This is a genomic window from Trichococcus patagoniensis (assembly GCF_003051085.1).
GTDB lineage: Bacteria > Bacillota > Bacilli > Lactobacillales > Aerococcaceae > Trichococcus > Trichococcus patagoniensis.
In genome coordinates this window covers 84367-108739 of record NZ_QAOM01000012.1, presented here as the reverse complement: position 1 = coordinate 108739, position 24373 = coordinate 84367, and the positions used below count along the sequence as shown (strand labels likewise).

General features: G+C 44.5%; 16 protein-coding genes, 1 pseudogene and 1 other annotated feature. Of the genes and pseudogenes, 3 read left to right on the top strand and 14 right to left on the bottom strand.

The window, feature by feature from the left end; all coding sequences use genetic code 11:
• Positions 1-135: 135 nt before the first annotated feature.
• The 3 genes from C8U37_RS09620 to C8U37_RS09610 form a co-directional block, all read right to left on the bottom strand.
• On the bottom strand, positions 136-8892 hold the full coding sequence (locus C8U37_RS09620; RefSeq protein ID WP_108033023.1) for a glycoside hydrolase family 94 protein: 8757 nt from the start codon (positions 8890-8892) through the stop codon (positions 136-138).
• 242 nt (positions 8893-9134) lie between these two features.
• Entirely contained in the window at positions 9135-9281 is a 147-nt protein-coding gene (locus C8U37_RS09615) for a lmo0937 family membrane protein (protein WP_108033047.1), read from the bottom strand.
• A 411-nt stretch (positions 9282-9692) separates the two neighbouring features.
• Positions 9693-10133, bottom strand: a complete 441-nt coding sequence (locus tag C8U37_RS09610) for an OsmC family protein (RefSeq protein ID WP_108033022.1) — start codon at positions 10131-10133, stop codon at positions 9693-9695.
• Positions 10134-10343: 210 nt separating this feature from the next.
• On the opposite strand from C8U37_RS09610, the gene C8U37_RS09605 reads away from it, so the two are divergent.
• The gene (locus C8U37_RS09605) at positions 10344-10964 is read left to right on the top strand and encodes a metal-dependent hydrolase (RefSeq protein ID WP_108033021.1); all 621 of its coding nucleotides are present in this window, start codon (positions 10344-10346) and stop codon (positions 10962-10964) included.
• 256 nt (positions 10965-11220) lie between these two features.
• On the opposite strand, the gene queE is transcribed toward C8U37_RS09605, so the two are convergent.
• The 4 genes from queE to C8U37_RS09585 form a co-directional block, all read right to left on the bottom strand.
• Positions 11221-11886: a putative 7-carboxy-7-deazaguanine synthase QueE gene (gene queE / locus C8U37_RS09600; protein ID WP_108033020.1), complete on the bottom strand. Its 666-nt coding sequence runs from the start codon at positions 11884-11886 to the stop codon at positions 11221-11223.
• Positions 11887-12318, bottom strand: coding sequence for a 6-carboxytetrahydropterin synthase QueD (gene queD, locus C8U37_RS09595; protein WP_108033019.1), 432 nt, complete (start codon positions 12316-12318; stop codon positions 11887-11889). It abuts the gene before it with no gap.
• A gap of 314 nt (positions 12319-12632) precedes the next feature.
• Positions 12633-12962: a DUF2500 family protein gene (locus C8U37_RS09590; RefSeq protein ID WP_108033018.1), complete on the bottom strand. Its 330-nt coding sequence runs from the start codon at positions 12960-12962 to the stop codon at positions 12633-12635.
• Between the two features lie 299 nt (positions 12963-13261).
• Positions 13262-14782, bottom strand: a complete 1521-nt coding sequence (locus C8U37_RS09585; protein WP_108033046.1) for a glycoside hydrolase family 1 protein — start codon at positions 14780-14782, stop codon at positions 13262-13264.
• 107 nt (positions 14783-14889) lie between these two features.
• On the opposite strand from C8U37_RS09585, the gene C8U37_RS09580 reads away from it, so the two are divergent.
• Positions 14890-15501, top strand: coding sequence for a DUF1349 domain-containing protein (locus C8U37_RS09580; protein ID WP_108033045.1), 612 nt, complete (start codon positions 14890-14892; stop codon positions 15499-15501).
• Between the two features lie 197 nt (positions 15502-15698).
• Here the strand turns inward: C8U37_RS09580 and C8U37_RS09575 are convergent, their stop codons facing one another.
• Both C8U37_RS09575 and C8U37_RS09570 read right to left on the bottom strand, forming a co-directional pair.
• Entirely contained in the window at positions 15699-16511 is an 813-nt protein-coding gene (locus C8U37_RS09575) for an MBL fold metallo-hydrolase (RefSeq protein WP_108033017.1), read from the bottom strand.
• 42 nt (positions 16512-16553) lie between these two features.
• Positions 16554-17126 carry a histidine phosphatase family protein gene (locus C8U37_RS09570; RefSeq protein WP_211306171.1) on the bottom strand — a complete coding sequence of 191 codons (573 nt, stop codon included), beginning with the start codon at positions 17124-17126 and terminating at the stop codon, positions 16554-16556.
• A gap of 642 nt (positions 17127-17768) precedes the next feature.
• Between C8U37_RS09570 and C8U37_RS09565 the strand changes: the two genes are divergently transcribed.
• Entirely contained in the window at positions 17769-18281 is a 513-nt protein-coding gene (locus C8U37_RS09565) for a CarD family transcriptional regulator (RefSeq protein WP_170100246.1), read from the top strand.
• Between the two features lie 132 nt (positions 18282-18413).
• Here the strand turns inward: C8U37_RS09565 and C8U37_RS09560 are convergent, their stop codons facing one another.
• From C8U37_RS09560 to C8U37_RS09535, 5 genes and pseudogenes are all read right to left on the bottom strand, one after another.
• Positions 18414-19334 (bottom strand): ROK family protein, encoded by a 921-nt coding sequence (locus tag C8U37_RS09560; protein ID WP_108033014.1) that lies wholly within the window; start codon positions 19332-19334, stop codon positions 18414-18416.
• Positions 19335-19964: 630 nt separating this feature from the next.
• Positions 19965-20480 carry a GNAT family N-acetyltransferase gene (locus tag C8U37_RS09555; protein ID WP_108033013.1) on the bottom strand — a complete coding sequence of 172 codons (516 nt, stop codon included), beginning with the start codon at positions 20478-20480 and terminating at the stop codon, positions 19965-19967.
• A 22-nt stretch (positions 20481-20502) separates the two neighbouring features.
• Positions 20503-20952 (bottom strand): annotated as a pseudogene (locus tag C8U37_RS09550) (MarR family winged helix-turn-helix transcriptional regulator).
• A gap of 694 nt (positions 20953-21646) precedes the next feature.
• Positions 21647-22546, bottom strand: a complete 900-nt coding sequence (locus tag C8U37_RS09545) for a nuclease-related domain-containing protein (protein ID WP_108033012.1) — start codon at positions 22544-22546, stop codon at positions 21647-21649.
• 430 nt (positions 22547-22976) lie between these two features.
• Complete coding sequence (locus C8U37_RS09535; protein WP_108033044.1) at positions 22977-24005, bottom strand: 3-deoxy-7-phosphoheptulonate synthase; 1029 nt, start codon at positions 24003-24005, stop codon at positions 22977-22979.
• 55 nt (positions 24006-24060) lie between these two features.
• Positions 24061-24303, bottom strand: a binding site (T-box leader).
• Between the last annotated feature and the right edge of the window lie 70 nt (positions 24304-24373).

Sequence of the window (24373 nt, the reverse complement as noted above, 5' to 3'; positions counted from 1 at the left end):
GAATCTTATAGTCTGAGGGGCGGAGGTAAACACCTCTTAATATAAAAATTTGGCTGATGAGGGGCCGGTTCAACTCGGAGAACTCATCAGCCAATTAGCCATTTAATCAGAATATCGAACAAAAATCAGCTTTACCTATTTCCCCATCAACACTTCAATATCGTGCACTTTCCCATCGTTAACCAATTCCAAAAGGTTGCCTTCCCGTATTTCACTCCCTTCGCCTATCGTCTTCACTCCTTTGTTGAGGCCCTCAGGATTTTTGACTTTTATGTTATAGGTGGAATCAATATATTTGTACCTTATCGTGTATTCTGGCCATTTCTGAGGGATGCAAGGATCTATCAACAGCGTATTCCCGTGTTTTTGGAATCCCAATATAGACTCTAATCCAGCTTTATACATCCATCCTGCCGATCCGGTATACCACGTCCAACCGCCTCGCCCCGAATGAGGGGGAACAGCATAAACATCAGCAGCCATCACATATGGCTCAACTTTATACGTATAACACTCCCGCTGGTTCCTTGAATTATTTATGGGGTTAATGAGCTCAAATAGCTCATTAGCCTTGTCTCCATCGCCAAGTTCAGCAAATGCAATAATCACCCATGCAGCTGCGTGCGTATATTGCCCGCCGTTTTCACGGACTCCCGGACTGTATCCCTTAATATACCCGGGCTCCATTTCGCTAGTGTCAAAGGGTGGAGCAAGAAGTTTAATCACCCCATCTTCTCTGGTGACGAGATAATTTTCAACCGATTTCATTGCCTGCCTTACTCTTTCCGGATTCCCCGCTTCGGAAATGACCGCCCAGGTTTGAGCAATTGAATCAATCTTACATTCGCTGTTTTCTGACGAACCCAGAGGCATTCCGTTGTCAAAGTAGGCCCTGATATACCAGCTGCCATCCCAAGCGGACCTCTCGATAGATTCCGTAATCAGATTCATTATATTGACGTATTTTTCCGAAAGTTCAGATTCCCCCATTTCCATGCATGCTGGAATGATTTTTTTAAGCACTGCTACCAGAAACCATCCCAGCCACACACTTTCTCCCGACCCTTTATTACCGACTGTATTCATACTGTCGTTCCAATCGCCGGAGCCCATTAATGGCAGTCCATGATTTCCAAATTTCAAACTCTTCTCTATGGCTGCGATACAATGTCCATATAAAGTCGCAGACCTATTCGAAATGGAAGGAATCCCATATTTCTCCTGTTCTCCATTTTCAAGCAAGTCACCTTCCAAGTATGCCAATTCGGATTTTAATATTCCCTTATCACCCGTTATGTTCACATATTCCATGGTGACATAAGGAAGCCAAAGAAGATCATCACTGAATCGGGTACGAACACCTTTCCCGCTGGGTTCATGCCACCAGTGTTGTACGTCCCCTTCTACAAATTGATGCGCTGCATGAAGCAGCAGCTGTTTCCTCGCAATTTCAGGGCTGCTATGAACTACCGCCAAAGAATCTTGAAGCTGATCTCTGAATCCATACGCACCGCTGGACTGATAAAATGCTGAACGTGCCCAAAGACGGCAGGAGATGGTCTGGTACTGAAGCCACCCATTCAGCATAAGATTCATTGAAAGATCCGGGGTCGTAACCTGAATCCCTTCAAGTTTTTCTTCCCAAAACGCTTTTACAATAGTCAGTGCTTGGTACGCTTCCTGAACATTCCTATATTTATTCGTAAGTTGATCCACCTCATCAATTGTTTCAGCTGCACCAAAAGTGAACACGATATCCTTTTCTTCCATTGGATTCAGAGAAACAGTGACTTGCATACCCGCACACGGATCAAAACCAATTCCAACCGCTCCCGTAAGCTGTTCTTTTCTGAGGCATTCAGGATTAGCTAGACTCCCGGAGCCAACAAACTCTTTCCGGTTCCCTGTGACGCTCCTGTTTTCCAATGAACTGTCCATGAAACCAATTCCCGCTTTATATTCCTCATTATAAGGATTTTCCATCAACAGGACTCCGGTTGCGGCTAAGCTTGTTTTTATGTGCATCGCGGTAACCTGGTCTGTTATACCCATTACCGGTCTCACATAGTAGATTAAAGACAGGCTTCTCTGTTCGTTGGATGAATTGGAAAGTTTTAAAATGCTGATTTTAATGTTTTCATCTACAGGAACAAATTGGACCAATTTTTGCTTAATACCGTGGCTGACATGCCTAAATTCTGTATAACCAAACCCATGTCTAATTTCATAGGCTTCCTTTTCCCTGATAGGTGCCGATGTTGCTGTCCATGATTCACCCGTATCATCATCCCTGAGATACAAGGCTTCACTAGGATCATCACTGACCGGATCATTGGACCATGTGGATAGTTTATTTTCGCGGCTGTTTCTGTACCAGGTATACCCCGATCCTGCTTCAGAAACGGTAAAACCAAAATTAGGATTTGAAACCACATTAATCCATGGAGCAGGGGTAGATTTGTCTTTTTCAATTTGAATGACATACTCCCTGCCATCTTCAGTGAATCCGCCGAGTCCATTTGGATACAGGAGATCAGGTTTTTCAGAAGCATGACTTATATATTCGCTGCTTGATTTGGAATATGCGATTTCTCTTTGCTTTTCCGAGTCTCTTCCACTTGTTTCTTCTGTCTGTTCACTTAAGTTTCCGCCACCGCCTCTTATTATCATTCTCGCCACGGCATACAGAAGGTAGATTTCTTCCGGACTCGTTTTGCTTTTGTCGATTATGTATACTCCCCCTGATTTCCCTATCATTTGATGAATATGACTTGAATTTAAGGTCTCGATGATAGATGCATGCAGCGGGAGGGCATAACTGTTAACTTCCTCACACAGTATGATCAGATCTACTTTTAACTTTTTGTACATCCAATACTCGTGGGCTTCTAAAAGTTGATCGAGTAACCTAATTTCATCGCTCTTCTTTATAACCAGCAATACAACAGGATCGTCTCCGGAAATGCCGAAGCGCCATAGTGAAGACTGCCCCAATGTATTCTTTCCGATTAATTCCTGGAATTTCCTTCTGGAAGGACTATTGAACAAGATGCTAGAAGTCATATTTTGATAGAGTTCCAGTTGAGAAGGCTCTATGTCCAGGTATGCTGCTTCAAGGTGGCCACTTGTGTGCGCTAGAGTGAACGCCCGATCAATGAATCCATTCTGGGAATATTTCTCTATTAAGAGCAACAAATCTTCCCTACTTTCGCTGACCGCGGTGATATAAGCTATCTGCAATGACTTCCCGGGTAATATTCTTCCCTTCAGCCTCAGACTCATGATCGGATCGAGCACAGTTCCCTCTGTTCCTGAAAGAAGTTTGTCATCATCCATAGCTTCCGGGGATGATAAATCACGGTTTCGTCCAATAAACTGCATCCTATCGGTTTCGAATTGCTTATCCCCTATGGTTTCACCGTCAACCACTGCAAAATTGGCAGTCCATATTTTTTTGTTGGCGGAAGACCTTGGTCGATTGGTGGTAATTATGCCATTCAGGCCTTTAATAATCTCTGTTTTCTTGAAAAGTTTATGAAATGCAGGGTGCGCTAGATCTTCATTTTGTGTGGTCATCACGGCTTCAAAGTAGCTTGTCACTTCGATATCACACGTGCTGTCTCCGGCATTTCCCAAAGTCATTTTTCTGATTTCAACATTTTCCTTTGGAACAACGATGACTTCTGTTTGCGTATGGATATCTCCATCAGTTCTTTTGAAAACGGCTTTGTCGTTTGTATAAATCACTTCATAATTTTCAGGAATTTTGTTTAGCGGTGCATAAGCGGAAGACCACACTTTATTTGTGGCTACGTTTTTGATGTAGAAAAACATTCCGCACTTATCTGCTGCATTGTCCTCTCTCCATCTTGTTATCGCCGTATCGTTGCATTTGCTGTAACCAGTCCCTCTATCCGTGATCATAACAGAGTAATTACCGTTTGAGAGAAGATGAACTTTCGGCAAAACGGGATCAGCAGTCCTGCAGGTCCTTGTTAGCCTGCTTTCTTTATACACTTTACTTTTGTCAATTTTAATTTTCTTAGGTTGCGCTTTCAAATTAAAATTATAAACAGCAGATGGAATCGGCTCTTGAATTAAAAATCGAGAAGCATACATCGCCGGGTTTTCGAAAAAACGTTTTTGCATGATAAAATCATGCAAAAAATTGTTGATAGCCATGAAACCCATACCTTGGTGGTGAGCCATGAATTCTCGGATGATGCTTCGCTCATCGTCCATCAGCAGCCTGTCGGGTGTGTAGTCAGCTGCTTCATAAAAACCATAGGCTCCTTCCAGCCCCTCCGCCTTAAGATACGCGATGTTTTGGGTAGCACTTTCGGGGTCTATCTGGAGTGCCAGCAATGTTGAATAGGGTGATACCACCGTATCCTCCATCAAGCCTCTTTTCAAACCAAGCCAAGGTACTCCAAATGCTTTATACTGATAGCTTAAATTTACATCTGTGTCATTAAAGCCGGATTCGGATATTCCCCAAGGTATATCATTCTGTTTGCCGTATTTTTTCTGGCTCCGAATGACAAAATGATAGGTTTCGTCCAGCATCGTATTTTTGTAGCTCTTCATGATCAAAACCGGCATAAGATATTCAAACATTGTCCCGGACCAAGATGCAAGTCCTTTGTATCCATCATCCACTGTTAAAGACCGGCTCAATTTGAGCCAATGTTCAGGAGGAATTTCATCTCTTGCAATGCTTATATAGCTTGCCTGGCGTGCCTCCGAAGCAAGAAGGTCGTAATAGGAGTCTGTCAGTTCGCCTACTTCCAGGTCAAAGCCAATAGAAAATAATTGTTTTTTCTCATTATACAGTGGTAAAAATTTCGTGTTTTCTGAGAGAGAATCAACTCTGCGAATCAACTCTTCATAATCCGATAAAAAGCTGCTTACAGCCGTAGCGGATGCAGCAAAACTATGCCGTAATTCAGAAAGGAAAATCAGATCATCTGGGTATTCTATATCAAGCTGTTCCCTGCCACCCATCATTCCCCCGATGATGGCTTCCGCATGAGCATAAACATCCGGTAATCTTTCTAAACTCGGATTTTGTTTCAAAAGAGCCGTAATCTCGTCAAAGTCATCTTTGTAATGCGAGAAGCAATCAGCGGACAGGCTCTCCGGAAGTTTTTCGATCAAATCAATGACTGGCATAAATTGCAGCCGCTCATTATTGAATGTCATTAACATTTCTTTTATTTTAATTTCCCAGGATTCATTTGTAATGCCATCAAATGTATCGCTCGTTGAAAGATCCCTCACAATCCTGTTCCATGAGAACATGTCCATGGATTGAATTTGTTCAAAGTCAAGCGATTGATAAATAGCCACTCCCTCTTCCTCACCATTGTACAGGGTATCCCTGATTCCCTTTAGAAATTGCAGATCAGTAAGCGGCTTTTTGAGATATTCCCTTAACCCTTCAGACAAAGTGATCAAGTATCCTACTAAATTACCGCTGTCAGCAGTGGAAATATATATAGGCAGTAAGGGCCGCAGTGTTTTCGTATCGTACCAGTTGTAGAGATGTCCATTCCATTTTTCCATTTTTTCAATCGAGGTTATCGTTTTTGAAACTTTTTCCAGCATTTCTTTTGTTCCGATATATCCAAAATCCCGGGCTGTAAGGATAGCCATCAATCCCAGACTGATGTTTGTTGGTGAGGTTCTGTGAGCGATGCCGTTAGGGGAATCTTCTTGATAGTTGTCTGGAGCAAGATAGTTGTTCTCAGCATTGGCAAATCCCTCAAAATAGCGCCAGGTTTTTCTTGCGATCCTGCTGATTTCGGATAGTTCTTCACTGGTGAGCGTGCATGGCTTTTCTGCCCTTTTTTGACTGATCAAATAGGCAATATAAGGGGCACTCAATGACAGGACAAAAAACAGGAAACTTAAACCAACAGCTTCCGATTTAAAAGATAAAGCTAACAAAAAAACAGCCAGCCCTATCCAGATTGAAGATTGCATTTCCTGTATATAGCTTTTTAGTGAGTTGTTGTTTTTTCTTTCCTCAGCCGCCGAAGTAACCCATTCAAGCAAATCTTTTTTAGTTATGAACACGCGCCAAAGCGTAACCAGTACTGCCCGTACTATCAAATAGGACTGGTAAGGCAAAAAAATGAGTTTCAATGCCGCCTGATAAAAGGTTGCTTTGATTCCACCAATTGTGGGCAGGTACTTTTTTGTCCTTATGCGGTGGCTATGCCGGTTCGACTTCATGTATCTTGTTGTGCTTCCCATTACATTGGAAATAAGGTACACCGCCAAGGTCAGCACATAAAAACCTATCCAGTATATTTTGCTCCCTGGAAGTACGGTCAACGCTAGGATAAGCAACGCCATCAGGCTTGGTGCTAACAGGCTTCTTCTCAGATTGTCCATCATTTTCCATCTTGATAGTGCCGAAAGGTGGTTTTTGCCGAAGATAAAAGGAAGCAACTGCCAGTCGCCTCTGACCCAACGGTACTCCCGCTTAACAAAGGAATTGTACGTTGCGGGAAATGAATCCACTAGCCTCACGTCCGAGACAAGTGCCGCCCTCAAATAAGAACCTTCCAGAAGATCATGGCTCAAGATGGCATTCTCAGGGAAAGTGTCTTTCAAAAGGGTTTGAAACACCTTCAAATCATAGATTCCTTTCCCTGTAAAAATACCTTCACCAAAGATATCCTGGTAGATGTCAAATTCAGCTTCAGCATACGGATCTGCATATTTTTGCCCAGTAAATATTTTTGAGAAAAAAGTGGCGTTTGTGCTTTCCATTTCTATATCAACTTTAGGCTGCAGAATGCCGTATCCCTCTGTTACTATCCCCTTCGCTTTATCAATTGTAGGTCTGTTCAATGGATGTGCCATTATGCCGATCATTTTTTTGGCAGCATCCATGGGCAATATGGTATCACTGTCCAGCGTTATCACATATTTAATGTTTTTAGAGATCGGGAAAGCAGGCGAAGCATAGACAATCGACGTTTCATTTGAGCCAAGGATCATGTCGTTAAACTCCAACAATGCGCCTCTTTTTCTTTCCCAACCAATCCATTTATTATTCTCTTTACTGAAGTGCCGCTTTCTATGGAAAAAATAAAACCTTTCAGTAATGGAATCACTGTATTTTAGGTTCAGCTCTTTTATGCCATTTATTGTCTTTTCAATTATTTTCGAATCATCAGCTTCAACAGGTGCGTCCCCATCTCTAAAACACCCCAGCAACGCAAAATATAAATGATTTTCCTTGTTTAACAAATAATGTCTTTCCAAATTTCCCAGCAGTTCTTCAACCCTTTTTTCATCAGGAAGAATTGCCGGTACAACGACAATCGTCTCCATATCTTCAGGTATGCCATCTTTCAGTTCCAGTTTGGGGAAAAATGCAGGTCCTAGCCGGCTGCCGAAGATATGATTTGCTGTACATAACGCTATTTCTGCAGAAGGTATCAAAACGGCCAAGCCAGCAATGACTGCAGTCAGAACTGTATTTTGTGATGCGTTTGAAACTGCATATCGAACTGCTGCTGAAATAATTATTACCAACATTAAACTCATTGTGCTGAAGTACAGCAGCCCTAGATTTTTCTTGACCATTTTCCTTAATTTGGGAATTATTTTGCTGCTTCCACCAAGCTTTTCGCCTAAAATTTCTGTCCCCTTGCCGACCAGATAGTAGCCTACATGATTGGTTCTCTGAAATCCGCTGCCCTCAGCATCTGAATCACTCAATTCTGAATAAGTATTTTTAGTAAGTTCAATCGCTTCTTTCGCCACATATGTTTCTGAAACACCATAAATGGCAGCAAGTTCTTCAACTTTTCCTTTATAATAATTTCTTGTGGCTATATCCATCAGTGGATAAATTTCTGCAGGATCCTCTTTCAGTATATTCCCAACAAAACTGATTTCCTCAAAAATAGTTGACCATTCCAAAGTTGAAAAATATTTGAGACTGGTTATATAATTTCCCATCGAAACTGTATTTGATGATTGGAACTCATTTTCCTTACGGATGGATTTTTCTATGGTTGTTTCCTGATTTTCTAGGGTCTCCTCAATGACATTTAAAAAATCGGTGTAATTTTTACCCGACTTTCTCAGATGGTATAACAAATGTTCTATGAACAAAAAATTGGTTTCATCAAATTCTTTTATGCTTAATTTGACTGAATCCCGTATTCCCCCCATGTCATCGCCGGTGATCCATCTATCAAATATCACTTCAGCTCTGTGTCGCTGGTTCTGCGTTGCTTGGATATCCTCGCTTATATGTCTTATGTTCTCAATCAGGGCCATTTTCATCACTACAGGTATTGCCCATATCTCCCTGTCATAGAGAACATTTTCCTCCTGATATACCCTCATATATTTCAATAAGTTTTCTTCATTTATTTTACCGTCCGTATGGTTCACCAGTTCCATGATCAGCGCAAAGATTCTAGGATAGTTTTTGAAGTCGCCACCTCTCAAATCCGGCAGTTTGGAAAATGTTTTTTTTGATAAACTTCTTTGTAATTCTTTCACCAGTTCTTCAACAAAATAAAAATTGTCAAGCAGCCATTCCGAAACTGGAGAAAACTGTTCATTTAGCTGTATGTCTGAACTCAAATCATTATAAACGGAAAGAATAAAATTATAGTTTTCAGCTAATCTTGGCACAGGCCAATTGGGAATATTGTTCGTTATGAAATTCGAATGCTCATCAGCCAAATCCTTAACATGCATCTCAATTTCTTGCTCATTGAGAGGTACCTTCTTCATCCGAAAGCTGTAAATATTCCTTAATTTTTTCAGTTCAAGTCGGAATACAATAATTGTAATCATCGCAAGTATAAAGACGACTAAAATTATAACTGTAGCGTAAGCATTTAGATGTATCTCCATTTATTGGCACCTCCCCCAAAATAAAAAAAATGAAATAACCAGAAAAACAAGCTTATTGTCTTATCCAGTCATCATTTTTTCTGAATTTACATTGCCCTATATGTTTTGCTTTAACTGTTGAGAATGCGCCTTGCTTTTCAAGATAAAGTCGATTTATCTCATCGGAGTTTACTTTATCCACAAACACCCGCCATATCCAAAAAAACAGAGCGCACAGCCCTTCACAAATAAACTCTGATGTCTTATAATTTTTTGCCACTAACCAACTGCATTAATACCACAATGACCGCAATCACCAAAAGAATGTGTATCAGCCCACCAGCCGCTGGCAGCAAGATGAAACCAAGCAACCATAAAACCAATATTACAACTGCAATTGTCCATAACATCTGTCTCACTCCCTTTCGTAAATTTGCTTTGATTATGTCAATTCTCTGCCACGCCTTCATATACTTAATTTACGGCGAGCTGAGAAGTTGTCCTCTGTACCAATTCCTCACCGCATTATACGCAAGCGGTTACATTTACTTCTAAAGGAATTATCCCCAAACTTTTTTTGATTACATCCTTTTTATAGCCTATGGTCATTTTACCACCATTTATTAATTCTGCATAAATTTAGTGTTTTTTTGAATCCGTCTCCGAGGAACTTGATTCGGCTTTCGAAAATCTGAATAGTTTGCTGACAAGCGGGCATGGCAGACACTAGAATTCTGCATTATCACTTGGTCGATTTAAATAAATAGTGCCCGGACCGTTGCGTATTTTGCATCGATTGGGGCACTGTTTTGTTTAGTTTTTCAAATAATGGTGGTATCAAAGCTGATGCTGGCTGGATTGATCAAGGTGTCGCCGACTGGGCAATGCGATTCCACAAATTCCACGAAATGGCTGATCTCCGCTTCGGTATTATCGGCTTTGATGCGGTAGGTAGCATGAATGTCAGTGAAGCCGATTTTGACATTCTCGTCGCCCAAGAATCCGTCCGTGTTCAGGTTTCCACTCACTTCAACCTCGAGTTCATGGAGTTTGATGCCGAGCTTTTCGGCAAACATTCTTCCGGCGATGGCTTTGCAGCTACCCAATCCGGCAAGCAATGCCTCCACCGGACTCAATCCGATGTCCGTACCTCCGAATGCTTCCGGTTCATCCAGCACGATGGACTTGCCTCTGGCTTTGTTGATCACCTGGTAGTTTTCGTTCAGACTGGTCGATGTAACTCTGAATAGTTGATTTGGCATAGCCGATCCCTCATTTCATATATGTTGTAAGGAGAGAATACCATCTACCTGCGCGTTTGGATAACACCTAAAAACGAACAATCGTGATAGACAAAAGCGATTACGGAACAAATCGTTGGAAGTTTTTGTTTCTTTTTGCCACTGAATCGGATATGATAACAACGGTAGGAACAAACGTTCTCGCTTATTTTATTTTTGAAAGGATTCATCATGACTGGAAAAACACATGTAGCGATAGGTACTGCTGCCAGCTTGCTGGTTACGCAACCCTCCACGCTGAAAGAACTATTTATCTGTTTGGGCGTTGCGATCGTCGGGTCTGTCATCAGCGACATCGATGTCAGCACCTCGGAATCCCATCAGACACTGGACTGGATTCTTGGTTTGATACTGGCGGTATCGGTCCTGTTGGCATTCGCGGAATCCAGATGGTCGCTCGGGATCTTCTCCGCCATCCTGAACGACAGCTCCTACTCCCGGATCTTTTTCGGAACCGTCATTTTTTTGGGCATCTGCATCTTCGGAAAGGAACAACCGCATCGGTCGTTTCTTCATTCCATACTCGGACTGGCCTTGCTGAGCATGGCTGTATATATTCTGTCACCGCTGTTAGTTCCTTATTTTGCGGTCGCGATGGCGTCGCATATCGCGATTGACATGCTGAACCATAAGCGCGTGAAGCTTTTTTATCCGCTGCCCGGCGGCATCCGCCTCGGTTTGTGTAGCGCGAACGGCATCGTGAACGACTGGTTGTTCAAAATCGGCGGTCTGGTGGTCATCATAGAAATGGTCCTGCTGATCGGCAGAATGGGATTGGCCTTTTTTTCATAGCAAAAAGCGCAAGTATCCTGGCACAATGCCAGGATGTTTGTGCTTTTTTAGTCGTCCTGTCAGGAATGCGCCCCGTCAGGCTGTTCTCCGGTGAGCGTATTCTTGGCCGGAGATGAGTCTACATTTGATTCGCTCAACTCCGGGGAAGCGGCCTTAGCCGGAGTTGAGCCCCATCCGGCTGCTCTGATCTCCGATGAGAGCGGCCTTCACCGGAGCTGCGCTCCGAGAAACGGTGATTGCGCCATTATCCGGTAGGCTAAACGCCTCTTTCGTTCGGATCCCAGATGATTTTGTGGAGCTGCACCTGCATATTGACGCCGTTCAGCTGGTTGTCCTTCATGAAATCGACAATGGTTTCCAGCTCGATTTCCCCGAAAATCGGGCTGATGAAGACGGCTGTTTTTTCTGTCAGCTTGTACCGATCAATCAATTCCCGGGCTTTCTCCAAGTCCTGCAGGCTTCCCGATACAAATTTGACCGTATCCTTTTCCGTCAGCTGATCGAAATTATCCAACGCCATCATCCGCTCCATCCCGCTGGAAGGAAGTTTGTAGTCCATCGTGAAGCTCGGTGGGTTTTCCAGACCCGAAAATCGGCTCAACAACACGCTGCCGTTCGTTTCGATTTCGACATAGAGCTCCGGATCCTGCGACAGCAACTCCAGAAGTCCCCCGATGTCCTGCTGCAGCAGCGGCTCTCCCCCAGTCAGGGTGACGTTCGTGACTTGCGTATCTTTGATGTAGGCGTAGACTTCCTCGGCCGTCATCGGATCGAACGCGACTTTTCTGTCGTTGGCCCAGGCGGTGTCGCAATAGCCGCAGTTCAGATTGCATCCCGCGAACCGGATGAAGGTCGCCAATTGCCCGCACCTGCGGCCTTCGCCGTTGATGCTGACGAACTTTTCAACTACTTGTAATACCATTTATCTTACCTCGCTTTCTTCATAAGCGGCGCTGTTTGTCGGTGTTTCATAGACAGTCGCCCGCTTCACGTCATAGCCCAAGACCTGCATCGTTCTGTAGAAATGCTCTGCGAAATTCTCGGCTGTCGGCCGGGATGGGATTTCGATGACGTTAAATCCGTCCTCCTTGATGCACTGCAGCGTTTGCGCCCGCATGGTACCCTGCTCGATGATCAGCGCGTGGTCAAAGTGATCCACGGCGGCCTTCAGATCCTTTTTCAGATCCCCGAAATCCACTACCATTCCGTCCAGTTGGCCGGATGCGATCAACTCTTCCGCTTGCACTTCGATTTCGACCCGCCATCTGTGGCCATGGATGTTTGCGCATTTGCCTTCATAACCTGCAAGGAAATGCGCGCTGTCGAAGCTGTGTTCTGTTTTTAAAATATACATTTATTTCTCCCCCTAAAGTTGTCCAGCAGCAGACGTCGCTACTCTGCTGGCGTTCTGCCGATCCGTCACTCCAGAACTTTCCTTGTCTTCAATGGCTTCGAAATATGCATATCATTTATATTTTTTGGCACAAAAAAAGGGCACACTATGCCCATCAACAAACGACCGCGTCAAATAATCAGCAGTCTGGTCCTAGTTTTGATTAGAGACAGGATGGTTTCGAACTGTCTTATTCTGTTTTTTTGATACCCATACAGACTACTACAGGGAAAATGGATAGTCAAGTTGTCCCGGAACAAAAAAACGCAGTCAGATTAAATCCGTTCGAATTGTCTGAACCATTTTCTTTTGTACGTCAGCCGCCCGTAATCGCCGATGACATACTTGCGGTATACCCCTCTGCCGACACGGAAAGTGATGCGTTCGCCGCCGTCCGCTTCGAACGTCAACACGTAGGTTGTTGTCGTCACTAAAGAATCACCGTTCATGTGGCTCGCGTTCTCCGTATCTTTCCCGATCAATCTGGCTTTTTCGGTAACCTCAACGGCAGTCAGATTCAAGATCCAATTAAAGACAAGATACCCAAACGCGGCGATAATTCCGATGCTTGCCAACAACATAATCAACTCAAGATTGTCACCCATGCTCCCTCACACTCCTTATAAATAGGATAGCACTTTTTGGTGGAAAATAATAACAAATCACCGCCTAATGGAAGATGCGAAATTGTCGAATATCGGATGAACATTCGACAAGTTCATTCCAGTTTTGGGCGAAATTGTCGAATGCTGTCTTGCATTCGACAATTTGACTCCTCTGCAGCCCGACATTGTTGAATACAGCACGCCTATTCGACAATTCACTACACAAAATCCACCACCACCACCACGAAAAAGCTCTCCCACCAATTGAATTTGTGGAAGAGCTTTTTTGTATTTTTGAATTATAGCTCGCTGCCGTTGGACGCGATCACCGATTTGTACCAGTAGAAGGAATCTTTCTTGATCCGGTCAAAAGTTCCTTTGCCGGCGTCATCGAGATCGACGTAGACAAAGCCGTAGCGTTTCTTCATCTCGCCTGTGCCTGCCGAAACGAGGTCGATGCAGCCCCATGGCATGTAGCCGATCAGCTCGACACCATCAACCGTGACGGCATCGCGCATCGCCGAAATGTGGTCGCGCAGATAAGCGATCCGGTAATCGTCATGGATTTTGCCGTTCTCGATCGTGTCGACATTGCCCATTCCGTTTTCGACGCACATCAATGGTTTCTGGTAGCGGTCATACAATTCGTTCAGGACAAAACGGAAACCTTTCGCGTCAATCGGCCAGCCCCACGGCGTTTTTTCAAGATACGGATTCGCTTGCCCTTGCTGGCCTCCGGTAGTTGTCTTGATGTCGGAATTTCTGTCGTATACCGTTGTGCGGTAGTAACTGAACGCAAGGTAGTCGGAGGGGTGATTTTTCAGGATTTCCTCGTCGCCTTCCTCCATCTTCAATTCAAAATCGTATTCATCAAAAATGCTCTTCGCATAGGCCGGATAATAGCCGCGCATCATCACATCCGAAAACAACAACGCTCTCCGTCTGAACAGATAGGCTCCGAAAACATCGTCCGGGTGGCACGTATTCGGGTAAATGCCGGACAGGGCCAGCATAGTTCCGATTTTGACGTCAGGGATCATCTCATGGGCCAGTTTGTTCGCATAACTGCTTGCCACCATCAGATGGTGCAAAGCCTGGTATTTGCCCGCAGCTTCATCCGGCAAATACTTGGCCGGAAGGATTGGCCCCTTCGTCTCCGTTTTCGCGTTATCTTTTTTATAGGTTCCCAACGTCCAGAACCCGCCCAAAACATTGATTTCGTTGACTGTGATCCAATATTTCACTTTGGCCTTGTATCGGGTGAAGAGCACTTCACTGTAACGGAGATAGAAATCGATCATTTTCCGGTTTGCCCAGCCGCCGTATTTTTTCGCCAGCCCCACCGGCATATCAAAGTGAAGGATGGTGACGATCGGCTCGATGCCATGCTTCAGGCACTCGTCGAACACATCATCATAAAATTGCAGCCCTTCTTCGTTCGGCTCCTCCTCGTCCCCGTTCGGAAAAATTCGTGTCCAGGAAATCGCCAGCCTGTAACTGTTGAACCCCATTTCCGCCATCAGCCCGATGTCTTCTTTGTAATGGTGGTAGAAATCGGTTGCGTTGTGGCTTGGGTAATATTCGCCTTCTTTCAAGATCGGCTCAGCCCCCAGAGGCAGCGATTCGCCTAAAGTAATGTGATCCGTTTTACCATTGGCATCTGTAAAGTAGATTTTTCTGGAAGAAGTATAGCTTCCCGCTGTGATGAGGTCCGAAGCGGCCAATCCTCTCCCACCTTCGGTATAACCGCCTTCGTATTGGTTCGCGGCGGTTGCGCCGCCCCATAAAAATGTTTCCGGAAATGCTTTGTTCACTGTCATTACCACCTTTGTCATTTGTGTCTGAACACTTATATCTGCTTCCATTATTGATTTAGGGTATAATTTGAGCATAAACAGTTACGGAGGTTTTATAAGTGAGGAAAAATATGGAATTTAATATTAACGATTTAAAATGGATAAGAGAACCTAAAAACTATAGTATTACTGAAAATAAAATAGAAATGATTACAGAGCCACATACTGATTTATGGCAAAGAACCTATTATAATTTTAGAAATGATAATGCCCCTGTTTTGCAAATGAATACCGATGAAAAATACTTTTCTTTTATAGTAAAAACTGAATTTGAAAGCAATCATCGTTTTGACCAATGTGGAGTTGTTATGTATTTAGATAGTGAGAATTGGTTTAAATGTTCTATTGAATATGAAAATGAAGATTTTCAACATTTAGGAAGTGTCGTTACGAATAATGGCTATTCTGATTGGGCTACTACAGTTATTGATGCATCTATCAAATCTATGTGGTATAGATTTAGTCGAAGAGAGGATGATTATTGTATAGAATCATCGATCGATGGAATTAATTATAGTCAGATGCGTATATTTCATATGTGGAAAGGAAATGGTACTATTCAATTTGGTATTTATGCTTGTAGTCCAGAAAATTCATCGTTTAAAGCAATATTTACAAATATGGAGACAACAGATTGTAAATGGCTAGCTCATGATGGGCAAGCTTCAGATGGAAATGTATAGGGATAAATTTCAATTTGATAATTAGATTATTTGGGGCAAAATGGGGGTGATATTTCTGAACATAATCAGCACCATGTCAGCCGAACTCCGACGAAGCCTCCGTTCGCCGGAGAAAGAGAATAAATTTGGAACTGAAGAACTATCCCACGGCAAAAAAGCAACCGGAACACTCTCCGATTGCTTTTTTTCATTTCACATTATGATTCGATAGTTTTATTCAGCGTGAAAGCTTCACCAGCAGCCAATACATGGATGCGTTCCGGATTGTCGACAACGCCCATCAAGTCCTCGGGATTGCCGTTGAAGACGTCCAAGGTCGGCGCATCGACCGTGCCCCAATGCTGCAGAATCAGGGCTGCCTTCGGATACGTATTGGCCAGCTTGACGGCATTGTCGAAGCCGATGTGCCAGCTATTGTCCGAAAAATCGAAAAAGATGACATCCGGTTGCGGCATCTCGAGTTGCTCCGGCAACAGTCTTGAATCCCCCGGAATCCAGATGGTGCCGTCTTCCGTTTCGATCCAAAAACCGCAAAAATCTTCGAATTTGAAGATGCGGTTATATTTTTTTCGCTCGTTCTGCCAAGCGTGGTCCGCAGGCGTCACTGTGACTTTTACTTTGCCGATGTTGAACGAGTCGTGGATATCATGCCCGACCGCCGGGATCCCCTCTTCCTCCAAAAGCTCCGCCACATAATGCGGCCCGTGGTAAGAAGCGCAGACGTCCGCCACTTTCTTCAGCGTGATCCTGCTGAAATGGTCGTTATCGGCATGTGTGATGAGCATCGCATCCAGATGCGGAACCTCCTCCGGTTTGATCGGCATGTCGATCAATAAAGGCATATCGAAGCCCTCCAGTACCGGATCGACCATGATCTGTGTCCCTCTGGTGTTGATGAACAAGCCAGAATTACCCAGCCAGCGTAAAGTTGTCCCCTCCGCTGCTCCGAAAGCCTCCGGTCCAAAACTGCGTGTTGCCGGCGGTGTTGCTTGAAATTGTTTTTCAGTCATCGCTAATCCCTCCAATTAGATAGTTTCAAAGCAGTCTTACAATTAGCCCAACTCCGAAAAATCATGTTCGATGATGCGCTCGAGAACAAATTTTTTATTTTCATACGTGTATTGGAAGATGCAACAGTTAGGGAATGACACCCGCAAGTCATCCTGATTCCCCTGCCAAAAAGATTGCAAAAAGTAAAAACAGGCCCCGTTATGTGAGACTGCCAACACATGCTGATGCTGATCCCTTTCCATGATAGCGGTCAGTCCGGACACCATTCTTTCCCGGACTTGCCAAGCGGCTTCGCCCCCATAATTTGCATAAAAACTCTCGAAATATTCAGGACCTTTCGGCTGCAAACGAGCATTTTCACCTTCAAAATGACCAAAATCCATTTCCTTCAGAGCCTTCAGCCGCTCATACGGCATTTCATTTCCGATAACAAACTCCAATGTATCGCATGCACGCTCTTGCGTAGAAGCATACGCATGGTCTATAACGATTTGCTGGTCAAGGAAATACTGGCCGGCGATTTTGGCCTGTTCGATTCCTCGAGGTGTCAGCGGTGAATCGCACGATCCTTGGACCTTCCCCAACACATTGAAGCGCGTCTCCCCATGGCGCATCAAATAAAGCGTTTTCTTCAATCGTTCCAGCCTCCTCGTGAAAATCGGATGATGTGGACGAACCCGTCTCCAAACATACCTTGTTTATAGATTAATCATACCACCAGCGTATTTGAAAGACCAATACTTGCACAGAATGCTGAAAAATGCCTTAAAAGCATGGTAAGAACAAACGACCTTCCCTGGTAACGCAAGCACGCCCATCCATGTGCTTTATCTGAGTGTTATTCCTTTATTCCAAAAAATCTCAGAATAGTGCATTATACCCGGTGAAGAGATTTTCATCGGGTATTTTTCTATATTTTATCATGTATTTCCCGGTGAAACTAAGTTCACCGGGAAATAGACTATTTTCTACTAGCTGCCTCCCGGTGAACGGACCCTCACCGGGAATTCCAGTCCAATTGTTTCGAATAAATCGGTGAGCCGAACGTGATCGTGGATTTTCATTTCTTTCCTTGTTGAACACCGTTTTACAATGAAAGCTACATACTAAAAACTTTAATTGAAATCGCCCCTTACAAAAACCGTCAAAATTTGGTATAATATATGTACAACGTGTTGTTTTGACAAAAGTAAGTCCTGTTGTCGAAATGTACACGCTTTTTGTTTGCAGCTTTTGGAAAAGATATGGAGGAAAAAATGTACAAAGTGAATGATTTGATAGTTTATGGTAACGAAGGGGTCTGCCGAGTCGAAGGGATCGAAGTTATGAATGTCACGGCTGTCGCAAATGATCGTCTATATTATGTTTTGAAGCCACTCTATCGGAACGGGACAGTATTCACACCCGTTGATACGAAAGTATTCATGCGCCCCGTCATTTCGGCTGATGATGCCCAAGAAATAATTGAACAGATTCCATCCATTGGAACGGATGTCCTATACAGCAGTGCGAATCTGCTTTCCGAACATTATGATAAAGCCATGGAACGACATGATTGCAAATACCTGATCCAAGTGATCAAAACGGTCTATCTGAAGAATCAGATCGCCGCCACCAAAAACAAAAAAGTCTCCGAAACAGACAGACGCTACATGAAAAAAGCCGAAGAAATGCTTTACGGTGAATTTGCGGTCGTGTTGGAGATGCCAAAAAATGATGTAAAAGCCTACGTTGAAGAAAAAGTTGCGGCAATTGAATCAAGCAAATAGACTTACATACAAACACAAAAACAGAAATCCTATTCATGCGGATTTCTGTTTTTGTGTTCCCATATTCAGGATTATTTCGTACTTTTATTGCTTATCGTAAATCTGAAGGGAATCTCGCTCGGCAATCGATTTTTATTTGTGCGCAACCAGCTCTTCATCCGCATTCAGCAACAACTGATACAGTGCACCCAACAGGTTCGCATCATTCAGGAAACGGCAACTGTCGATTTCGACTTCAGTCAATGTCGCAGCCAGGAAAGGCAGACTGGAGCGGATTGCACGGTATTGTTTCCGGATTTCTTCGGTGACGATTGCCTGGGCGCTGATGCCGCCGCCGATGACGATCTTCTCAAGATCGAGGATGGCTTGGACATTGCAGATCATATAGGCGATTTCTTTGGCATAGGATTCGAAAATCGGATAGATGCTCGGGTCCTTCTGGTTGATTGCTTCGAAGGCAGCTGCGCCGTCCTTGAGGTCCTCTGTGCCCAATACCCGATTCACATTTTTAATCAGCCCTACCGCCGAGCCAGTCTTACCGTACATATCATCGAAGGAAGTTTTGTCCGACTGCTTCACCATGAAACTCAGTTCCCCTGCTTGGAACTGCTTGCCTTGGTACAGCTTGCCGTCCAAAATCAAGCCACCACCGATGCCGGTACCCAGCACGATCGCCAACCCGTTGTCGATGCCAATCAGATTGCCGAGCCACAATTCGGATAAAGCCGCAGCTTTGCCGTCGTTGATGGTGGAAACAGGAACCTGGAATTTGGACTCGAATACCTCTTTGAAGGAGATGCCATTCAGGAACGGCAAAGCACCGCCGAAGGAAATCCTGCCCGTTTCCGTATCCACTTTTCCGGGGCAACAGAAGGAAATGCCGCGGATTTCGTCCTTCACCAACCTTATTTCCTCTTCAAGCGCCGCAAGGAAGGCCTCTAATTCATGCGGCGTGCGCACCTGTTTTTTGGACCGAATCTGCCCGGAATGGTCGATTATGGCCAGCTTGATGTTGGTGCCGCCGATATCGATGCTTAAATAGTTTTTCTTCATGGATGTACCGCCTTCAGCTATTGTTTGTAAATCAGATAAAATCGGTCAAGTGCGACAATCAGCGTGCGTTCACCCCAAAGCTGGTATCGCTCTCGATTTTTCGATTCGTTGATAATTTTATCACATTCTCTATCCACAATATACCGGAATCGGAAAACATTAGATTATTTGTTCAGGACATAACTCACTGTTCATTTTGGCGAGTAATCCCTTGTTATCGGACATTGATGAGCAAAAAAATTGAAAGTTGTCCGATTCATCAGATTAATCGGACAAGTATGTGCCATTAACTGTTGCGGTTTTTTAATACTATAGATTTATCGGACATTGGCGGCCCGTAATCACACTCGGTTGTCCGATATTTGATTCTTGTCGGACATTGATGAGCGAAAAATCTGATAGTTGTCCGATTCATCAGTTATATCGGACATCCGCAGCCTGAATTCACGCTGCGTGTCCGATTCTTGCTGTTTATCGGACAACCGGACTCCGTTAGCCCACGCAGTTGTCCGATAACCGCATGTTTTCGGACAATAAAAACGCGAAAAGGACCTGTCAGCCAAATCTTTGGCTGACAGGTCCTTTTCGTTGCAGTAGCTGGTATCTTTCCTTTTGGATGATACTAGTCACTCACAGTATTTTTGTCATGATGTGATCTATTTGCTTGTCGGCGCCCATATAGAAGGCGTGTTCACCTGTCCTTTCGAAACCCATCGTCTTGTAAAATGCGCGTGCAGGTGCATTATGTTCCCAGACGCCCAACCAGATGTTGCGTTTGCCCGCTTGTTGCGCCAGCCCGATTGCATGCTCGAGCAGATAACGACCGATGCCTTTCCTTTTGAAGCCGGGCCGGACATAGATCCGCTCGATTTCTAAGCTGTCCGTCCCGTTGTCTTCGGTCAGGGCCTCATCCGTGTTCACTTTCATGTAGCCGGCCAGATGCTCGTCCGCATAGACGAAAAAAAAGGTCGAACCATCCGTCACGAGCTCTTTCTCCATTTGCGGAAAAGCATAAGCCTTGTCCAGATAAGCCTGCAGATCCTCCGGCGTGTTCTGATCGGCGAAAGTATCGCTGAACGTTTCGATGCCGATTGTCTGCAGCAACGGAATATCGTCATGTGTGCATTTTCTGATTTCTAGTGTCATGATCTATCTCTCCTTGCTTGATTCAGTACGGGCGCTTGTGGCCTTTTTTCACCATTTCCCAATTGGTCTCGACATTTTCCCTGAGCTTGCGGATGAGCTGGAGCATCAAGGCAACCTCTTCTTCGGAAAGGCCGTTAAGCGCGACTGTGTTCGAATGTTCATTCTCCCTTTGTAGGAAAGGATAGATTGCCTTAACAGCCGGCGTCGGAAAAATATTTCTGTTCTTTTTATTGTGCGCATCGCTTGCCCGGTGAACGAAACCATGCTCCTCCAGCTTTTTGACGGCCCGCGCCACCGTCGTGCGGTCGACCAAGACGATTTCCGCCAACTTCTCCTAGATGATCCCCGGATACTCGCAGATGCGCATCAGATACAGGTATTGACCTTTCGTCAGGTTGTGCTCCCTGAATTCGATGTTGCTGATGGAATCCAAAGCCCGCGCAATCATTCCGATTTCCCTCAAAAATTCCATGGCGAAAACATGCCTCCTACTTGGTTTGTGAATCTAGGGTTCTTATCATACTCCATTTTGTTGCAAATGCAACATTATTTTCGTGCGTAATTTCTGTTGATCATTACCAAATATAAAAAAACTGTCCCGGTATGAGACAGCTTTGCAGACTAAATGTTCCATAAAATCAAAGAAAGAGAAACTTGCGGGGAAAACCCACCATCACAAATTTAGTTCAGCGCGGGAATAAAGCACCGCATGGCCGCTGAGCGTGGTGCGCGTGCCTTTGTATTCGCAATAAAGCGTTCCGCCGCGTTTCGACGCTTGGTAGGCCACGATCTCATTTTTGCCAAGTTTTTCGCTCCAGAGCGGGACGATGTTCTCCGGTGGGGGCTTGCGCCCACCGGAGACAAAGCTTGATGGTCATTTTCCCGAATGCTCTTCCTGCATTCGGGAAAACTGCCTTGAGCTTAGACAATTTCTCCGAATGGTCTTCTTGGATTCGGGGAAATCACTTTGAGTTGGCTTTGTATTCCCGAATGGTCTTTCTATATTCGGGAATACAAGCTCCCAAATGAAGTCAAATTACCGAGTAACACATCATAGAGAACTCCAAAATAAATCACGCAATCAGCCAATGGAATAATGCAGGCTAATTGCGCGATTTTTATGCATAATGACTGCTTGCGGGGCTTCGTCAAGAAAACATAGGCTGTCAATGATAATAGCGGCCGCTGTTCTTTCCTGTGGCTGTATATTCTTCCTTAAGAACCCGATAAACGCGATCCTTGTCTCCAGACCCGCACCATTCCATCATGCGGCTGGTAGTCATTTTTTCTTCCGGGAACAAAATGCGGAATTCCTCAATACTCGCTTTGATGCATCTTTTGACATTCATTCTCTGTCCACAGTTCAAGCAGGTTTGATGATGCCCTTTGAACGTACCCTCAAGCATACCGCAATTTGGGCAAGGTATTCCTTTGCGCAATTGGTCATAATGGTATTCTGGTATTTTACAAGGATAGTTGGGATCGTGGAGATTCACGAGTGCGCTTGCCAGCTTTTCTTGTTCGACTGTAAGTTTCGTCAATTTTTTCCGCAAGTTTCGAAGAAAGCCTGGTATCTGACTAGGAAGGATGTATCCCTCATCTTTTGGAGCGCCCAACAAGGTGAATTCTGGATTGATGAAAATCACGAAAGCTTCGACCTTCATTTGGCAGCCCAGTGTTGCAAGTAGGAACTCCAACCGTGTTTGTGTTTTTTTCACTTGCATTGATGGATTCTCCAAAGCGAGTCCAGACTGCTTCGTTAATTTCCGTTCTCCCCATTGATGGACGCCTTCATAGTTTTTTGTCTCAAGAAGGACAATCACATCAGAGCTGATCAGAAGCGTATCAATTTGAAAGGGAGCCAGTCTGAATTCCAATTGCAGATCATTCAGAACAAGCCAGTCAGGGCCGAGTTGCTCGGTTTGTTCATCCAGTCCGCATTCCCCTTCGAATCCTTTATCAAAATTAATATAGTAATTATAGTCCCTGTTTCCCAGATGCATACGCTTATGCAATATTTCGTAAATGCGCAACAGTTTAGGCTTTGTTCGTTCCTTGAATGCCATCGTAATCACCTCATAATAGTCGTCGTATAGAGTATTCGCAACTTCCTCTCGATTACGCGCTGCCTGATGAAAATAATCTGAGCCTGGCCGTCATTTGAAATGATATCTGTCATCCCGGTGAACCGGGACTTCAATTGGGGTCTATCGGTAATATCTGAATTCTCGAATAGGTGGCATGATTTCGAGAATTTCGCGTGGAGCTGGAGGCCGCATTCCCGAATGTTCATCTTGCATTCAGGTATATTCCTCTTAGTAATGGGATAGTTCCCGAATGCAGTAAAACATTCGGGAACTTCGCCCTGCGCTGGGACATAATCCCCCAATAATGACCACCTATTCGGGAATCTCCCCCCCTTCCACCCATGATTTAAAATAAATGCACCCGCAACACAAAAAGGCCAGGATTTCTCCTGGCCCCACATTTATGCTGTTATGCGTTTTCCGCGATGTACAATACCAATTCTTCGGTATCTGCCCAGCCCAAGCAAGGGTCGGTGATCGATTGTCCGAATACGGTTCCGTCATCTTCTTGACGGCCGCCTTCCAGGTAGCTTTCGATCATGAAGCCGCGCGCCAACTTCTTGATATCAGCATTCCAAGAACGGTTGAACATCGTTTCTTTGACGATGCGGATCTGTTCCATGTGTTTTTTGCCTGAGTTGTCGTGGTTCGTGTCGATCATGATGAACGGGTTTTTGTAGTCCCCGCATTCGTAGGCTTTCACTACTTTGACAAGGTCTTCGTAGTGGTAGTTCGGGATATTGTCGCCATACTCGTTCAAGCCGCCGCGCAATACGACGTGCGCCAAAGGATTGGAGCTGGATTCGACTTCGATGCCGTTGTGGATGAATTTTTGTTTTTGTTGGGCCGCGTAAACGGAATTGAACATGACTTTCAGGTTGCCGCTGGTCGGGTTTTTCATTCCGGCAGGGTTATCGATTCCGCTGGCTACGAAACGGTGCTGTTGGTCTTCAACCGAACGCGCGCCGACCGCATGGTAGCTGACAAGGTCATCGACGAAATCCAAGTTTTCCGGGTACAGCATTTCGTCCGCTGTCGTCAAGCCTGTTTCCGTGATGACGCGGTTGTGCAGGCTGCGCACAGCAGCGATTCCTTGGATCAGGTTGCTCTTGCCGGTAGGATCTTGTTTATGCAACAAGCCTTTGTAGCCGTCGCCGGTCGTACGCGGTTTGTTTGTGTAGATGCGAGGAACCATGAACACCTTGTCTTTGACTTTTTCCTGCAATTTCGCCAAGCGACGCACGTATTCCATTACTGCTTCTTCGTCATGGGCGGAACAAGGTCCGATGACCAAAAGGATGCGATCGTCCTTGCCTTCGATGATGTCGTGCAACTCTTTGTCGCGGGCTGCCTTCATCGCTGCCTGCTCAGGCGTCAGTTTGGATAATTCTTTGACCTCTTCGAAATTGATTTTTTCACTCAATGCTTTGAATCCCATATTTATCCCTCCATTTTCTTCAACAAAAAAAGCTTCGTCCATTCCAATTTTCATTGGAAAGGACGAAGCCATTATAGACTCGTGTTACCACCTTTGTTCGCAGACCACTCGCGCAAGTCTACCTCGACAGGTACATTATAATACCCTAGCGAAATAACGAACGCTATCACCCGTCGCAGCCTACTTGATTCAGTGCGAAGTTCAAAGATGAATTCGGCTATCTCGCATGTGTGCCTTGCATCGACCGGCACCTTTCTGGTCAGCTCAATAACTTACTACTTCTTATCATCACTTTTTATGTTGTTTCTCAGAATATACTCATTTTCCAAGGAAATGTCAAATGGTTTTTTGAAAAAAAGTGAATGATA

Bases quoted from the DNA above. Each gene is read 5' to 3' on its own strand.
- C8U37_RS09620 (WP_108033023.1), bottom strand. From the start codon at position 8,892: ATGGAGATACATCTAAATGCTTACGCTACAGTTATAATTTTAGTCGTC.
- C8U37_RS09615 (WP_108033047.1), bottom strand. From the start codon at position 9,281: ATGTTATGGACAATTGCAGTTGTAATATTGGTTTTATGGTTGCTTGGT.
- C8U37_RS09610 (WP_108033022.1), bottom strand. From the start codon at position 10,133: ATGCCAAATCAACTATTCAGAGTTACATCGACCAGTCTGAACGAAAAC.
- C8U37_RS09605 (WP_108033021.1), top strand. From the start codon at position 10,344: ATGACTGGAAAAACACATGTAGCGATAGGTACTGCTGCCAGCTTGCTG.
- queE (WP_108033020.1), bottom strand. From the start codon at position 11,886: ATGGTATTACAAGTAGTTGAAAAGTTCGTCAGCATCAACGGCGAAGGC.
- queD (WP_108033019.1), bottom strand. From the start codon at position 12,318: ATGTATATTTTAAAAACAGAACACAGCTTCGACAGCGCGCATTTCCTT.
- C8U37_RS09590 (WP_108033018.1), bottom strand. From the start codon at position 12,962: ATGGGTGACAATCTTGAGTTGATTATGTTGTTGGCAAGCATCGGAATT.
- C8U37_RS09585 (WP_108033046.1), bottom strand. From the start codon at position 14,782: ATGACAGTGAACAAAGCATTTCCGGAAACATTTTTATGGGGCGGCGCA.
- C8U37_RS09580 (WP_108033045.1), top strand. From the start codon at position 14,890: ATGGAATTTAATATTAACGATTTAAAATGGATAAGAGAACCTAAAAAC.
- C8U37_RS09575 (WP_108033017.1), bottom strand. From the start codon at position 16,511: ATGACTGAAAAACAATTTCAAGCAACACCGCCGGCAACACGCAGTTTT.
- C8U37_RS09570 (WP_211306171.1), bottom strand. From the start codon at position 17,126: ATGCGCCATGGGGAGACGCGCTTCAATGTGTTGGGGAAGGTCCAAGGA.
- C8U37_RS09565 (WP_170100246.1), top strand. From the start codon at position 17,769: ATGTACAAAGTGAATGATTTGATAGTTTATGGTAACGAAGGGGTCTGC.
- C8U37_RS09560 (WP_108033014.1), bottom strand. From the start codon at position 19,334: ATGAAGAAAAACTATTTAAGCATCGATATCGGCGGCACCAACATCAAG.
- C8U37_RS09555 (WP_108033013.1), bottom strand. From the start codon at position 20,480: ATGACACTAGAAATCAGAAAATGCACACATGACGATATTCCGTTGCTG.
- C8U37_RS09545 (WP_108033012.1), bottom strand. From the start codon at position 22,546: ATGGCATTCAAGGAACGAACAAAGCCTAAACTGTTGCGCATTTACGAA.
- C8U37_RS09535 (WP_108033044.1), bottom strand. From the start codon at position 24,005: ATGGGATTCAAAGCATTGAGTGAAAAAATCAATTTCGAAGAGGTCAAA.